Raw genomic sequence first — 14,166 nt, 5'->3', positions numbered from 1 at the left:
GGGTTTTCAGTGGTGCTAACTAGAATTAGACAGCCATGAGGACACCCCATGAAGTCTGATAACACAAACCTGTCTGTCCCTGACGCTTAGGGCGTACTCACCACGAAAATTTAGGCAAACCTAAATTTTTCCGGATGAGGCGCCCCGCGCCCACAGCGCCTGCAGGCCCTGCCACCGCTCCCGCTGCAGGCATATCGATGCCAGCCATTGAAAGATTGGTTGCGCCTTGTATCACACCCCCAGTCTTCGGTCTCCCAGGGTTTGTGGCACTTTGGCATCGCTCATCGACCGTGTGCAAAGCCCTGTTCCGAAGCGGCGCGCATTGCCCGCCTATGGCGGCGCAACCTCCCCACTCGATGACGCCTCGATCTCGTGCCGCGCCCGGCCCGCTCCCAGGCCCATGGCGCCGCCTGTCGCGATGCCGCCACCGCCCATACCGCCGCCGCCCCCGCCGCCGCCGCCGCCCCCGCCCCGCCACCTTTCCCGCCAGGGCCGCCCCGCCTCCACGCCCACCGCCCCCGCCAGTGCGCAGCGGCCCCTGCGGCGGCACGACCAAATGTGCCGGAACAGGCTCCAGCTCCAGCACCTCGCGGATGAAGTTGCGCAGCGAAACCACCAGCGCCGCGGTTTCGACCCGGCGACCGGCCACCAGGTCGTCCGCCGCCTGCACGGCCAGCGTGACCTGTTCGGTCGTGCCCAGCAGGATCACGTCCGAGAGCGCGGCCTGGACGGCGTCGCGCGTGCGGCGGCGGCGCTCGGAGGTGGGCTGGGCGGTGTCGGCCTCCCCGGCTTCCTGCCCGGATTCAGCGGCAGACTGCGTGGCGCGCAGTTCGCGCATGTGCCGGGGATCGACCGAAAGATCGCCGGTGAACGAGCCGCCCAGCGTCTTGTAGGCGGCGATCAGGGTTTTCAGGCGCTCGTTGATCTGGCGGTTCTGCCGCTCGCGGCGTTGCTGCACACGCTGCATGACCAGCAGCCGCACGCCCACTGCTACCAGCGTGAACAGCACCAGGCCGAACAGCGTGGTCAGCAGGCCTTGCCATGAACTGAAGTCCAGGAGGTTGCGCATGTGCGCCACCGTAGCAGAGGCGGCCTGCGCGCGCAGGCCGGACGGCGCCGTCTGGCGTTCGGCAAGGACAAGACAGGGGAGGGCGGAAAGGAGAAGGAGTCGAACCTTCCGGCCACGCGTGGCGCAGCCCGCCGGGTTTGAAGCCCGGGCGCCCCACCAGGGACGCTTCCCTTCCAGGAAAGAAAAAAACTCAGCCTGTGCCGCCGCTGTCCTGGCTGAACAGCGCCGTGCCCGGGCGCAGCAGATGGGCGTCGCGCACGCGGCGCGTGAAGCCCACGCGGTCAAAGAACTCCAGCACTTGGATGGCCCGCTTGCGCCCCAGCCCGGTCGCGTCGCGAAACGCTGCGGCCTGCAGGCCCTCGGGTGCTGCCTGGCATTGGCGTGCGATGGCGGCAAGGCGCTCGAGTGTAGCCGCTGGATAGTACAAATCCTTGACCACCTGAAAAGCCTCGCCGCGCCGCGCCAGGCTGGCCAGCGTCTGGCGCACCAGCGCTTCGGGTGCGCCCAGGTCGCCGGCAAGCGTTCGTACCCACGGCGGATCGAACGCGCCCTGCAGCATCAGGGGGCGCAGGCGCTGGGCCAGGGTCTCCTCGGCGGCGGAAAGGCGCGCGGCGTGCTCGGGCAGGTGCAGCCAGTGCGCCGTGCGCGCCAGTGTCCCGCCGGCCAGCAGCTGGGCGATGGCGTGCTGCCACAGCGCATCGCTGGCGCGCGGCGCAGCCAGGCGCTTGAGCCGGCGCGCGTCCGGGCCGATCTCGTCCGGGCTGCGTGTGTGAAAGGCCTGCAGTTGCGCCAGCGCCTGCTGCTGCAGCGCCTGCAGCGCCGCCGGGGTCACGGCCAGGGCGCCGTTGTCGATGTGGATGGCATCGGCGGGTAGCGGCAGTGCGGCGGCGCTGGCCAGGCCTTCGGCGCGCGCCGTCTGCTCCAGCGGCATGCCCAGCGGCGAATGCGCCAGCAGCGCAGCCAGGCGCTCGGCCCGATCCGGCAGCGCCAGCGCGGCAAGCTGGGCCAGGCGCTCGGGCGTGCGGCGCCAGCGCTGCGGCGCGAACGGGTCGAGCACGCGCACCCCGGCCAGCGTGTGCGTGGCCGAGGCGTCGCGCAGCACGCCACGGCTGCCGTGCCAGGCGGCCACGCTGCCGCGCAGCACCAGTTGCGCCAGCGCAGTCTCGCCCGGTGCCAGGGCCGGGCGGTCGAGCAGCACCAGCGAGGCCACGACATCGGCCGTGCCCAGATGGACGTGAACCGGGCTGCCCGAGCGCAGTTCGCGTGCCTCGTCGGGCCACAGCTGGCACAGCACGTCGATGCGGCTGGTGGCCAGGGCAATGGCCGGCGGGCAGGCCTGGTCGCCCCGGCGCACCTCGTCGCGCGCGGCGCCGGCCAGTGCCAGGGCGCAGCGCTGGCCGGCCCGGGCGGTCTGCGCCGGCTGGTTTTGCGCGTGGATGCCGCGCACGCGCACGCGCCGGGCGCTGCCGTCCGGGCCGGGGGCGATGGCCAGCTCGTCGCCCACCTGCACTTGGCCGGCGGCGACGGTGCCGGTGATGACCGTGCCCACGCCGGCCAGCGAAAACGCCCGGTCTATGGGCATGTGGAAGGCCGGCGCGGGGGCGGCCTGCTCCTGCATGGGCGAGGCCTGCGCCCCGGGGGCCGGCGCGCTGGCGGCTGCCTGCAGACGCGCCGCTGCCAGCAAATGCTCGCGCAGCGCGGCAATGCCCTGGCCGGTGGCGGCGGAGACTTCGAAGATGGGCGCATCGGCCAGCGCCGTGGGCGCCAGCAGCGCCTGCACGTCGCGGCGCACCTGCGCCAGCCGCGCGCCGGCCTGCTGCGCGTCGAGCCGGTCGGTCTTGGTGATGGCCACGCTGGCGCGCGCCACGCCCAGCAGCGCCAGCACCGCCAGATGCTCGCGCGTCTGCGGCATGACGCCGTCGTCGGCGGCGACGATGAGCAGCGCGTGGGCGATGCCGGTGGCGCCGGCCAGCATGGTGTGCAGCAGGCGCTCGTGGCCGGGCACATCGACGAAGCCCAGCGACACGTCGCCGTCCTGCAGATAGGCGTAGCCCAGCTCGATGGAGATGCCCCGGCGCTTTTCTTCGGGCAGGCGGTCGGTTTCCACGCCGGTCAGGGCGCGCACCAGGGTGGTCTTGCCGTGGTCGATGTGGCCGGCAGTGCCGATGATCATGTCAGATTACTTCTCTTTTGATAGCTGTCAGCGCTTGCTGGTATTGGGTTTGAGGCCGATTTGATGCAGATCTTTGGTCAATCTGGAAGGGTTTTGCCGATTTTTCAGGAGCTCAGGCGGTTCAGGCCTGGGCCAGCGCCTGGGCCAGCAGCGGCAGCTGCGCGCTGAAGTCGGGCTGCTCGTGTGCCTGCAGGCAGCGCAAGTCCAGCCACAGCGCGCCGGTCTCGATGCGGCCAATGACCGGGCGGGGCAGGGCGCGCAGTGCCGCCTCCAGCCGGCCCAGCGCCCGGCCTGCGCCCCGGGCCTCCAGTGGCTGCAGCGCCAGGCCCCAGCTGGGCAGGGTGTTGACCGGCAGGGCGCCGCTGCCGATCTGGCTGAAGCAGGCCGCGCTGCGCACCGCGTAATCTGCGCCAATGGCCGCCTGCACGGCGGGCTGCAGGGCGCTGGCCTGCGCCTGCATCTCGGCCTGTGCGCGGGTGAACAGGCGCAGCGTGGTCAGGCGCTCGGGCAGGCGCTCGGGCGCCAGGTACAGGCGCAGCACCGGTTCGAGCGCCGCCAGGGTCAGCTTGCCCACGCGCAGGGCGCGCTTGAGCGGGTTTTTCTTGATGGCGGCGATCAAGTCCTTGCGGCCCACGATCAGGCCGGCCTGCGGCCCGCCCAGCAGCTTGTCGCCGCTGAAGGTGACCACATCGGCGCCGGCAGCGACCACGTCGCGTACCGTCGGCTCGTGCGGCAGGCCCCACTGCGCCAGATCGACCAGCGTGCCGCTGCCCAGATCGACGACGAGCGGCAGGCCGTGCGCGTGGGCGATGGCCGCCACTTCGGCCTCGCCCACGCTCTTGGTGAAGCCGGTGATGGCGTAGTTGCTGCAGTGCACCTTCATCAGGAGGGCGGTCTGCGCGCGGCAGGCGCCCGCGTAGTCGTGCGCGTGTGTGCGGTTGGTGGTGCCGACCTCGACCAGCGCGCTGCCGGCGCGCGCCATGACGTCGGGGATGCGAAACGCCCCGCCGATCTCCACCAGCTCGCCCCGCGAGACGATGGCTTCGCGCCCCAGCGCCAGGGTGTTGAGCACCAGCAGCACGGCAGCGGCGTTGTTGTTGACCACGGTGGCGGCTTCGGCGCCGGTCAGCTCGCGCAGCAGGCCTTCGACCAGGTCGTCGCGGTCGCCGCGCCCGCCGGTGGCCAGGTCGTACTCCAGATTGGCTGGGGCGGTGAGCGCCTGCACGACCGACTGCACGGCCTCATCGGGCAGCAGGGCGCGGCCCAGGTTGGTGTGCAGCACCGTGCCGGTGAGGTTGAAGACGGCCTTCAGGCGCGGCTCCAGGCGCGCGCGCAACTGCTCCTGCACGCGCTGTGCGATGGCCTCGGGGGCCAGAGCTTCGGCTGCCAGCTCGCCAGCCAGCATTGCCGGGCGCAGTGCGTCCAGGGCGGCGCGCACGGCGGCAGTAGTGCTGCTGGCGCCGTGCTCGGCGCTCAGAGCGCGCGCCAGCGGCGTGGACAGCACCCGATCGACGCTGGGCAGGCGTGCGGCGGGCTGCGGGGGAAGGGGCGGGGCGCTGGTACTCATGCCGGGCCGGGTGCGCTGGTGTCCGGCCCGGGATCGACGTCCGACATGGGCAGCAACGGGTTCATGCTGGCGCGGGCAAAGTCGGTCTCGCCCATCAGCAAGTCCAGCAGCAGCGTGGCCAGGTCGTCGGCCAGCGGCTCGGCCAGCGGGTCTTTTTCCTGGTTCACCAGCTTGCGGTAGGTGTGGCAGGCCTCGCAAGTCTCGGCCAGCACGCTCTGGTCGGCCTGGGCGCTGCCGGGCTGCAGCTGCTCCAGGCCCTGGTACTGGATGCCGCGCGTGGATTCGCAGTGGCTGCACTTGACGCGCACCATGTGCCACTCGGTGGCGCAGGTGCCGCAGTGCAGGTAGCGCAGGCCGGCGGACTGCCCGCCGATGCGCAGCACGCTGGCCACCGGCGCCGTGCCGCAGACCGGGCAGATGGTGGCCGGGTCGGTGTAGGGGATGTCGGCCTCGCGCAGGCGGCTGGCGCGGTCGGCAAACATCACCTGCAGCGCGGCCATGACGAAGGGCGCGGCGGCCAGGTCGTCGCTCTCGGCCAGCAGGCCGACCAGCACGCGCCGCGCCAGGGTGTCGCGCTCGGGCGCGGGCAGGGCGCGCAGCCGCTCGATGGTGGGCGCCAGCTGCTCGGGCAGGCCGGGTGCGTCCCGCACGGCATCGAGCAATTGGTCGAGCACGCCCTGCCAGGCCGGATCGACGTGGCTGGCGGCGGGCAGCAGCGGCATGGAGTGCTGCTGCGCCTGGGCGATGGCCTCCTCGTCGGGCGCGGCAGTCTGCACCGCACCGGCTGCGTGCTGCTGGGCGCGCACCAGGTGGGACAGGAACAGCAGGTAGTCGCCTATGGGGTTGTCCTGGGCCTTTTGCGCCAGGCGCGCGGCGCGGTCGGCAAACACGCTGGCCGGCTGCGGCAGGCGCACACGCTGCGGGCTGGTGCGATCCAGGGCTTCGATGTCACCGGGCTGCAAGATACGTTGCATGAGGAAACGACTCCAGAAATAAGACCGCCGCCGGTCGGCACGGGGCCGGCGGCGGCGGATTTGAGGGTAGCAGCAGTTCGGCTGCCGTCTGGCCGATCGGGATCGGCTTAGCTGTTGTCGCCGGTCATCTTGCGATACCAGCCGCGGTGGTGCTGCTTGGCCCAGGCGCGCGTCACCGTGCCGTACAGCATGGCGCGGACGGTGCCGCGCGTCCAGATGGCGGCATAGACGTGCAGGATGAAGATCAGCGCCATGACCACGGCGCTGATGGCGTGGACGACGGAGGCCAGGCGCACCATGTCCACCGGCAGCGTCAGCCAGGCGCGCCACATCATCACGCCGCTGGCGAACAGCAGCAGCAGGCACAGCAAAAAGCCCCAGAACACGAGCTTCTGGCCGCCGTTGTACTTGCCCTGCTCGGGCATGTCGTGGTCATCGCCGTCCACCATCTTGCCGATGTTCCTGAGCCACTCGACATCGCGCGACTCGATCAGGTTGAGTGCGGCAAAGCGCACCACCATGCCCAGGAAGAACACGAACATCACCACCCCGATGTAGGGGTGCAGGATGCGCGCCCACGGCCCGCCGCCGAAGAACTGCACCAGCGGGTAGAAGGCCGGATGGAAGAACGCCAGGCCCGACAGCGCCAGCAGGATGAAGCAGATGCCGACGATCCAGTGGTTCAGCCGCTCGCCGGCGGTGTAGCGCGGCAAATCGCGCGGGTTGCGAATCATGGCAGTCTCCCTGTAGCGGCGGCTTCCGCCTCACGATCCTTGCGCTCCATCTCGTCTTCCAATTCCTTGGAGACTTCGTTGGGGCCTTTGGCGATGAAGTGAAACAGGCTGCCCAGGGCGGCTGCGCCCAGGGCGATCATGGCCAGCGGCTTGGACGCGCCCTTCCACAGGCTGACCATGGGGCTGATGCGCGGCGCATCCGGCAAGCCCTGGTACAGCGAGGGCTTGTCGGCATGGTGCAGCACGTACATGACGTGCGTGCCGCCCACGCCGATGGGGTCGTACAGGCCGGCGTTGCCGTAGCCGCGCTCCTTCAGATCGACGATGCGCTCGGCAGCGTGATCCTTCATGGCCTGCTTGGTGCCGAAGACGATGGCGCCCGTCGGGCAGGTCTTGACGCAGGCCGGCTCCTGGCCGACGGCCACGCGGTCGGAGCAAAGCGTGCATTTGTACGCCTTGTTGTCCTTTTGCGAGATGCGCGGCACGTTGAACGGGCAGCCGGTGATGCAGTAGCCGCAGCCGATGCAGTGCTCCTCGTGGAAGTCCACGATGCCGTTGGTGTACTGCACGATGGCGCCGGGCGCCGGGCAGGCCTTGAGGCAGCCCGGGTCTTCGCAGTGCATACAGCCGTCCTTGCGGATCAGCCACTCCAGGTTGCCGGTCTGCTCGTTGTCGTATTCGGTGAAGCGCATCACCGTCCACGCATTGGGCGTCAGGTCAGCCGGGTTGTCATAGGTGCCGGGGCTGGTGCCCGGCTCCTGGCGCAGGTCGTTCCATTCCATGCACGCCACTTGGCAGGCCTTGCAGCCGATGCACTTGGAGACGTCGATCAGCTTGGCGACGTCGCCCGAGTGCGGGTTGCGGGCCTGTGGCGCAGGCGTGGTGGTGGCCGATACGCGCTGGATATCAAGCGATTGCAATGCCATCTCGCGCCTCCTTACGCTTTCTCGACCTTGACCAGGAAGGTCTTGAACTCGGGCGTGTTGGTGTTGCCGTCACCCACGAAGGGGGTCAGGATGTTGGCCAGATAGCCTGGCTTGGTGACGCCCTTGAAGCCCCAGTGGATGGGGATGCCCACGTGATGCACGGTCTTGCCCTCGATCTGCATTGGCTTGATGCGCTTGGTCACCACCGCCACGGCCTTGATGTGGCCGCGCTTGGAGCTGACCTTGACGCGGTCGCCCGCAGCAATGCCCAGCTCCCGGGCCATGGCCTCGCCGATCTCGACGAACTGCTCGGGCTGGGTGATGGCATTGACCAGCGAGTGCTTGGTCCAGTAGTGGAAGTGCTCGGTCAGGCGGTAGGTCGTGCCCACGTGCGGATAGTCTGCGGCCTTGCCGAAGGTGTCCCAGATATGGTCGAACACGCGCGCAGCCGGCGAGGACGTGGCCTTGGCGTTGTTCGGGTACATCGGGTTCATGCCCAGCGGCGTGTCGAAGGGCTCGTAGTGCGTGGGGAACGGCCCTTCGGCCAGCCCCTTGCGCGCAAAGAAGCGCGCCACGCCCTCGGGGTTCATGATGAACGGGCCGTTGCCGGTTTCCGGCGCCAGCGCCACGCCCATGTCGGGCACGTCGGCGCCGACCCAGGCGCGGCCATTCCACTCCACCAGCTTGCGCCGGGGGTTGAAGGGCTTGCCCTGCACGTCGGCAGAGGCGCGGTTGTAGAGCACGCGGCGGTTCGCCGGCCAGGCCCAGGCCCAGTTCAGCGTGTTGCCGATGCCCGTGGGGTCGGAGTTGTCGCGCCGCGACATCTGGTTGCCTGCCTGCGTCCAGCAGCCGGCATAGATCCAGCAGCCGCTGGCCGTGGTGCCATCGTCGCGCAGCTCGGCAAAGCCGGCGACCTGCTGGCCAGCGGCGCGGATGACCTTGGCCGGGTCTTTGGGATCGACCAGATCGACCAGCGCACGGCCGTTGTACTCCTTGGCGATCTCCTCGGAACTCGGGTGCTCGGGCAGGGCGTACTTCCAGTCCAGGTTCACGATCGGGTCGGGGAAAGCGCCGCCGTCCTGGGCGTACAGCGCCTTCAGGCGCAGGTGCAGCCCGGCCATGATGGCCACGTCGGTACGTGCCTCGCCCGGCGGCTCGGCGGCCTTCCAGTGCCACTGCAGCACGCGCGAGGAGCTGACCACCGTGCCCTCTTCCTCGGCAAAGCAGGTCGTGGGCAGGCGAAAGACCTCGGTCTGCACACTGGCCGTGTCGATGTCGTTGAACTCGCCGTGGTTCTTCCAGAACTCCGATGTCTCGGTGGCCAGCGGATCCATGATGACCAGGAACTTGAGCTTGGCCAGGCCGTCGCGCACGCGGTGGCTGTTGGACAGCGCTGCGATCGGGTTGAAGCCCTGCGCGATGTAGCCGTTGACCTTGCCCTCGTTCATGAGCTGGAAGATCTGCAGCATGTCGTACTGCTTGTCCAGCTTGGGCAGATAGTCGAAGGCCCAGTTGTTCTCGGCCGTTGCTGCGTCGCCGAACAGCGACTTCATCAGGCTGACGTGGAACTTGGGGTAGTTCTGCCAATAGCTCATCTGGCCCGGGCGCAGCGGCTTTTGCGTGCGTGCGGCGATGTAGGCCTGGTAGTCCTGCTCCTTCTCGCCCGGCAGCGACAGGTAGCCCGGCATACTGGCCGACAGCAGGCCCAGGTCGGTCAGGCCCTGGATGTTGGAGTGCCCGCGCAGCGCATTCATGCCGCCGCCGGCCACGCCGATGTTGCCGCACAAAAGCTGCACCATGGCGGCGCAGCGCAGGATCTGCGAGCCGATCGAGTGCTGCGTCCAGCCCAGCGCGTACATGATGGTCGCGGCGCGGCCGGCCACTGCCGTCGAGGCGAACTTCTCGGCCACGTGCAGGAATTTCTCCTTGGGCGTGCCGCAGACGCTCTCCACCTTCTCGGGCGTGTAGCTCTCGTAGTGCTTCTTCATGAGCTGGTACACGCAGCGCGGGTGCTGCAGCGTGGGGTCGGTCTTCACATAGCCGTCCTCGCCCAGCTCGTAGTCCCACGACTTCTTGTCGTAGGTGCGCTTTGCCTCGTCGTAGCCCGAGAAGATGCCGTCCACGAATTCAAAGTCATCGCGCACGATGAAGCTGAAGTCCGTGTAGTTGTGTACGTACTCGTGGTGGATCTTGTCGTTGGACAAGAGGTAATTGATGATTCCGCCCAGGAACACGATGTCGCTGCCCGAGCGGATCGGGGCATAGAAATCGGCTACCGAGGCCGAGCGGTTGAAGCGCGGATCGACCACCATGAAGTGCGCCTTGTTGTGCGCCTTCGCTTCGGTCACCCACTTGAAACCGCAGGGGTGTGCTTCGGCGGCATTGCCGCCCATGATCAAAATAACGTCCGCATTCTTGATGTCGACCCAATGGTTCGTCATCGCTCCACGGCCAAACGTCGGGGCAAGACCTGCCACCGTCGGGCCGTGTCAAACACGTGCCTGGTTGTCGAATGCGAGGATGCCCCAGGAGCGGGCGACCTTGTAGGTCATATAGCCGGCTTCGTTGCTCGATGCCGAAGCGGCCAGCATCCCGGTGGTCAGCCAGCGGTTCACCGTCTGGCCGTCAGCGTTCTGCGTCTGGAAGTTGGCGTCGCGGTCGTCCTTCATCAGCCGGGCGATGCGCGTCATTGCATCGTCCCAGGACAGGCGCTTCCACTCGTTGCTGCCCGGCGCACGGTACTCGGGGTAGAGCAGGCGGTTGGGGCTGTTGATGAAGTCCAGCAGGCCGGCACCCTTGGGGCACAACGTGCCGCGGTTGACCGGGTGATCCGGGTCGCCCTCGACGTGGATGACGGATTTGCGCGCGTTCGCCGCGCCGTCGCCCAGGGAATACATGAGAAGGCCGCAGCCGACTGAGCAATAGGTGCAGGTCTGGCGGGTAACCGTGGCAGCGGCCAGCTTGTACTGGCGTACCTCGGCCAGCGCGGTCGCGGGCGAAAAGCCCATGGCGACCAGGCTGGTACCCACCAGCCCAGCCCCGCTCATGCGGAAGAAGTGCCGGCGGTTCATGTCCATGATGAAACCTCCTGTGTGGGGAAATCGTGTGTGTTGTGTCGTGCCATCTTCCCGCGTAATCGCCGTAGGCGGTTACGGGTTAGCACCTAGACGATCTGAGCGAGAGGCGTCCGGCTGTCTGGCGGGGCAGCAAGAGCCGCTGCCCGCAGCAACCATCATAGTGATGAGGGTAATTCCCAAGCGGGGCGCTCAGGGCTGCTCCCGCTCCTGCCAGCGCGGCGTGGGCGGCTGGTATCGTGCCGGCCCATGTCGGCCATCGAGATATCCGTTTCCCCAGACCCAGACCTGCCGGCGCCAGCGCTGGCACCCCTGCGCGCGCTGCAGGTGCAGCAGTTCCATGCCGACGGCAGCGTGCAGTCGCAGGCCGTCGAGCTGGCCGCCGAGGTGCCCGTGGCGCTGGTCTTCAACGGCATCTCGCACGCCGTGATGATGGCCACGCCGCAGGATCTGGCGGAATTCGCCATCGGCTTTGCCCTGAGCGAAGGCGTGGTCGAGCACGCCCGCGAATGCCGCGAGGTCGAGGTGCAGCAGCACGGCAGCGGCACGCCCGACGAGAGCTGTGCCGTACACATCGACATTCCGCCACGCCATTTCATGCGCCTCAAGGAGCGCCGCCGCGCGCTGGTCGGGCGCACCGGCTGCGGCGTGTGCGGCATCGACAGTCTGGCAGCGCTGGACTTGCATCCCGCGCCCATCGCTGCTGCACCCTGGCGCGCGCAACTCGATGCCGCCACCGTGCTGCGCCCCTTCGAGACGCTGAGCCAGCGCCAGAGCCTCAACGCCCGCGCCGGCTCGCTGCACGCCGCTGGCTGGGCCACGCCCACCGGCGAGCTGACCGAGGTGCTGGAGGATGTGGGTCGGCACAACGCCCTGGACAAGCTGCTGGGCCGGCTGGCGCTGGCCGGACGGCTGGGCGAGCCGGGCTTCGTCGTCATGACCAGCCGCACCAGCTACGAGCTGGTGCGCAAGTGCGCGCGGCTGCAGATCGCCGCCTTTGCCACCATCTCCGCGCCCACCACGCTGGCGCTGCAGCTGGCGCAGGAAGCCGGGCTGCACCTGTGGGGCTTGTGCCGCCCGCCCACGGCGCTGCGCTATGTCTGAGGCGCTGCGGCCTGCCAGTGCGGCACGGCTGGCCGCGCGCGCCCTGTGGCGCGACTTGCGCGCGGGCGAACTACGCCTGCTGCTGGTGGCAGTGACGCTGGCCGTGGCGGCGCTGACCTCGGTCGGCTTCTTTGCCGACCGCCTGCAGGGCGCGCTGGCGCGCGATGCGCTGCAGCTGCTGGGTGGCGATGTCGTCATCGCCAGCGACAACCCTACGCCCCAGCCCTTCATCGAGCAGGCGCGCACCCTGGGCCTGCGGCACGCCAGCACGCTCAACTTCCCGACCATGGCGCGCGCCAGCGATGCCCGGGGCGGGGCCAGCCGCCTGGTGGCGCTCAAGAGCGTCGAGCCGGGCTATCCGCTGCGTGGCCGGGTGCAGGTGGCCAGCGGCCCCGCTGCGCCGGGCCAGGCCACGGACGACATCCCCGCGCCCGGCCAGGTCTGGGTGGATGCGCCGCTGCTGGCGGCCCTGGGCCTGTCCATGGGCGATGCGCTGCTGCTGGGCGACGCGCAGTTCGCCATCGCCCGCGTCATCACCCTGGAGCCGGATCGGGGCGCCGGCTTCATGGCCTTTGCGCCGCGCGTCATGCTGAACGCGCAGGACTTGCCCACCACCGGCCTGGTGCAGCCGGCCAGCCGCATCACCTGGCGCTTTGCCGTGGCTGGCGAGGCGCGTGCCGCGCAGCGCTATGCCGACTGGGCCACGGCGCAGGCTGCGCGCCCCGAAGTGCGCGGCCTGCGCGTCGAGTCCATCGACAGCGGCCAGCCCGAGATGCGCCAGACGCTGGAGCGGGCGCAGAAATTCCTGAACCTGGTGGCGCTGCTGTCGGCGCTGCTGTCCGCCGTGGCCGTGGCGCTGGCAGCGCGCTCGTTTGCCCAGCGGCATCTGGACAGCGCGGCCCTGCTGCGCGTGCTGGGCGCGCCGCAGCGGCGCATCGCCTGGGCCTATGCGCTGGAATTCCTGTCCGTCGGCCTGCTGGCCAGCGTGGCCGGCGTGCTGCTGGGCCATGCCATCCACCATGTCTTCGTGCTGCTGCTGGCGGACTTGCTGACCGCCGACCTGCCCGCCGCCACACTGTGGCCCGCCGCGCTGGGCCTGGGTGTGGGCGCGGCGCTGCTGCTGGCCTTTGGCCTGCCGCCGGTGCTGCAGCTGGCGCGCGTGCCGCCGCTGCGCGTGCTGCGCCGCGACCTGGCCGGGCCGCGCCCGGCGTCCTTGCTGGTGCTGGGCGTCGGCGTGCTGGGCTTTGCCGCGCTGCTGCTGCTGGTGGCGGGCGATGCCCGGCTGGGCCTGATTGCCGTGGGCGGCTTTGCCGGCGCGGCGCTGTTGTTCGCCCTGCTGGCCTGGGCCGTGCTGCGCCTGCTGCCGCGCCTGGTGCCGGATGCTGCGCCGCGCTGGCTGGTGCTGGCCACGCGGCAGATCGGCGCGCGCCCGGCGCAGGCCGTGGCCCAGATTGCCAGCCTGTCCGTCGGCCTGCTGGCGCTGGTGCTGCTGGTGCTCTTGCGCACTGACCTGATCGCCAGTTGGCAGCGCGCCACGCCGGCCCATGCGCCCAACCGCTTCGTCATCAACATCCTGCCCGAGCAGGCGCAGGATTTCCGCGCCCGGCTGGCCGCCGCCGGCGTGCAGGACTACGACTGGTACCCCATGTTCCGGGGCCGGCTGGTGGCCATCAATGGCCGCGAGGTGCGGCTGCAGGACTATGCCGACGAGCGTGCGCGCCGCCTGGTCGATCGGGAGTTCAACCTGTCGCACGCGGCAGCGGCGCCGGCGCACAACCGTATCGCCGCCGGCCAGTGGCAGGCCGACGAGCCGGGCGCCGTGAGCGTGGAGGACGGCATCGCCAAGACCCTGGGCCTGAAGCTGGGCGACCTGCTGCGCTTCGACATCGCCGGCGTGGCCAGCCAGGCGCGCATCACCAGCCTGCGGCGCGTGGACTGGGGCTCCATGCGCGCCAACTTCTTCGTGCTGTACCCGCTGGCCGAGATGCCGGACGTGCCGCTGACCTATCTGGCGGCCTACCGCGCGCCCGATGACCCGGCCTTCGACAACGCGCTGGTGCATGACTTCCCCAACATCACCAATGTCGATATGGGCGCGACGCTGGCGCAGGTGCAGGGCGTGCTGACGCAGGTCGTGCGGGCGGTGGAGTTCCTGTTCCTGTTCACGCTGGCCGCCGGCCTGGTGGTGCTGTTTGCCGCTGTCGCCGGCACGCGCGAGGAGCGTGCGCGCGAGCTGGCCATCATGCGCGCGCTGGGCGCCAGCGCCCGGCTGCTGCGCCAGGTACAGCGCGCCGAACTCGCCGGCATCGGCCTGCTGGCCGGGCTGCTGGCCAGCGGCGTGGCGCTGGCCGTGGGCTGGCTGCTGGCGCGCTACGTGTTCGAGTTTGCCTGGACGGCGCCGTGGTGGGTGCCGCTGGCCGGCGCGCTGGCCGGTGCGCTGCTGGCGCTGGCAGCGGGCTGGTGGGCGCTGCGTGAGGTGCTGCGCCGCCCGGTGATGCAGACGCTGCGTGCGGCGTCGGCCTGAGTTTACTCCTGATTCAATAGC

The 14,166-nt window shown here is 69.8% G+C and carries 9 protein-coding genes and 1 tRNA gene; 2 read left to right on the top strand and 8 right to left on the bottom strand.

The genetic code is table 11. The features are described 5' to 3' along the window. Window positions 1-97: 97 nt before the first annotated feature. From IDM45_RS09985 to fdnG, 8 genes are all read right to left on the bottom strand, one after another. Entirely contained in the window at window positions 98-1,069 is a 972-nt protein-coding gene (locus IDM45_RS09985) for a hypothetical protein (RefSeq protein ID WP_233457704.1), read from the bottom strand. An 83-nt stretch (window positions 1,070-1,152) separates the two neighbouring features. Continuing rightward, window positions 1,153-1,244, bottom strand: a tRNA-Sec gene (locus tag IDM45_RS09980). Between the two features lie 15 nt (window positions 1,245-1,259). Beyond that, window positions 1,260-3,242, bottom strand: a complete 1,983-nt coding sequence (gene selB, locus IDM45_RS09975; RefSeq protein ID WP_209422707.1) for a selenocysteine-specific translation elongation factor — start codon at window positions 3,240-3,242, stop codon at window positions 1,260-1,262. A 121-nt stretch (window positions 3,243-3,363) separates the two neighbouring features. After that, window positions 3,364-4,809 carry an L-seryl-tRNA(Sec) selenium transferase gene (gene selA / locus IDM45_RS09970; RefSeq protein ID WP_209422706.1) on the bottom strand — a complete coding sequence of 482 codons (1,446 nt, stop codon included), beginning with the start codon at window positions 4,807-4,809 and terminating at the stop codon, window positions 3,364-3,366. After that, a complete protein-coding gene (gene fdhE / locus IDM45_RS09965; RefSeq protein ID WP_209422705.1) occupies window positions 4,806-5,783 on the bottom strand; it encodes a formate dehydrogenase accessory protein FdhE in 978 nt (325 codons plus the stop codon). The genes selA and fdhE overlap by 4 nt, the downstream gene beginning before the upstream one ends. A 107-nt stretch (window positions 5,784-5,890) precedes the next feature. Then, on the bottom strand, window positions 5,891-6,517 hold the full coding sequence (locus tag IDM45_RS09960) for a formate dehydrogenase subunit gamma (protein ID WP_209422704.1): 627 nt from the start codon (window positions 6,515-6,517) through the stop codon (window positions 5,891-5,893). Further along, entirely contained in the window at window positions 6,514-7,443 is a 930-nt protein-coding gene (gene fdxH / locus IDM45_RS09955; protein ID WP_209422703.1) for a formate dehydrogenase subunit beta, read from the bottom strand. Before fdxH ends, IDM45_RS09960 begins: the two co-directional genes overlap by 4 nt. 11 nt (window positions 7,444-7,454) lie before the next feature. Then, window positions 7,455-10,520 carry a formate dehydrogenase-N subunit alpha gene (gene fdnG, locus IDM45_RS09950; protein ID WP_233457490.1) on the bottom strand — a complete coding sequence of 1,022 codons (3,066 nt, stop codon included), beginning with the start codon at window positions 10,518-10,520 and terminating at the stop codon, window positions 7,455-7,457. A 246-nt stretch (window positions 10,521-10,766) separates the two neighbouring features. On the opposite strand from fdnG, the gene fdhD reads away from it, so the two are divergent. After that, on the top strand, window positions 10,767-11,621 hold the full coding sequence (fdhD, locus tag IDM45_RS09945) for a formate dehydrogenase accessory sulfurtransferase FdhD (protein ID WP_209422702.1): 855 nt from the start codon (window positions 10,767-10,769) through the stop codon (window positions 11,619-11,621). Further along, window positions 11,614-14,145 (top strand): ABC transporter permease, encoded by a 2,532-nt coding sequence (locus IDM45_RS09940; RefSeq protein WP_209422701.1) that lies wholly within the window; start codon window positions 11,614-11,616, stop codon window positions 14,143-14,145. The genes fdhD and IDM45_RS09940 overlap by 8 nt, the downstream gene beginning before the upstream one ends. Window positions 14,146-14,166: the final 21 nt, after the last annotated feature.

The sequence above is a fragment of the Melaminivora jejuensis genome (genome assembly GCF_017811175.1).
GTDB lineage: Bacteria > Pseudomonadota > Gammaproteobacteria > Burkholderiales > Burkholderiaceae_C > Melaminivora > Melaminivora jejuensis.
The sequence above is the reverse complement of the archived record's forward strand: the minus strand, read 5'-3'. Positions and strand labels throughout refer to the sequence as shown.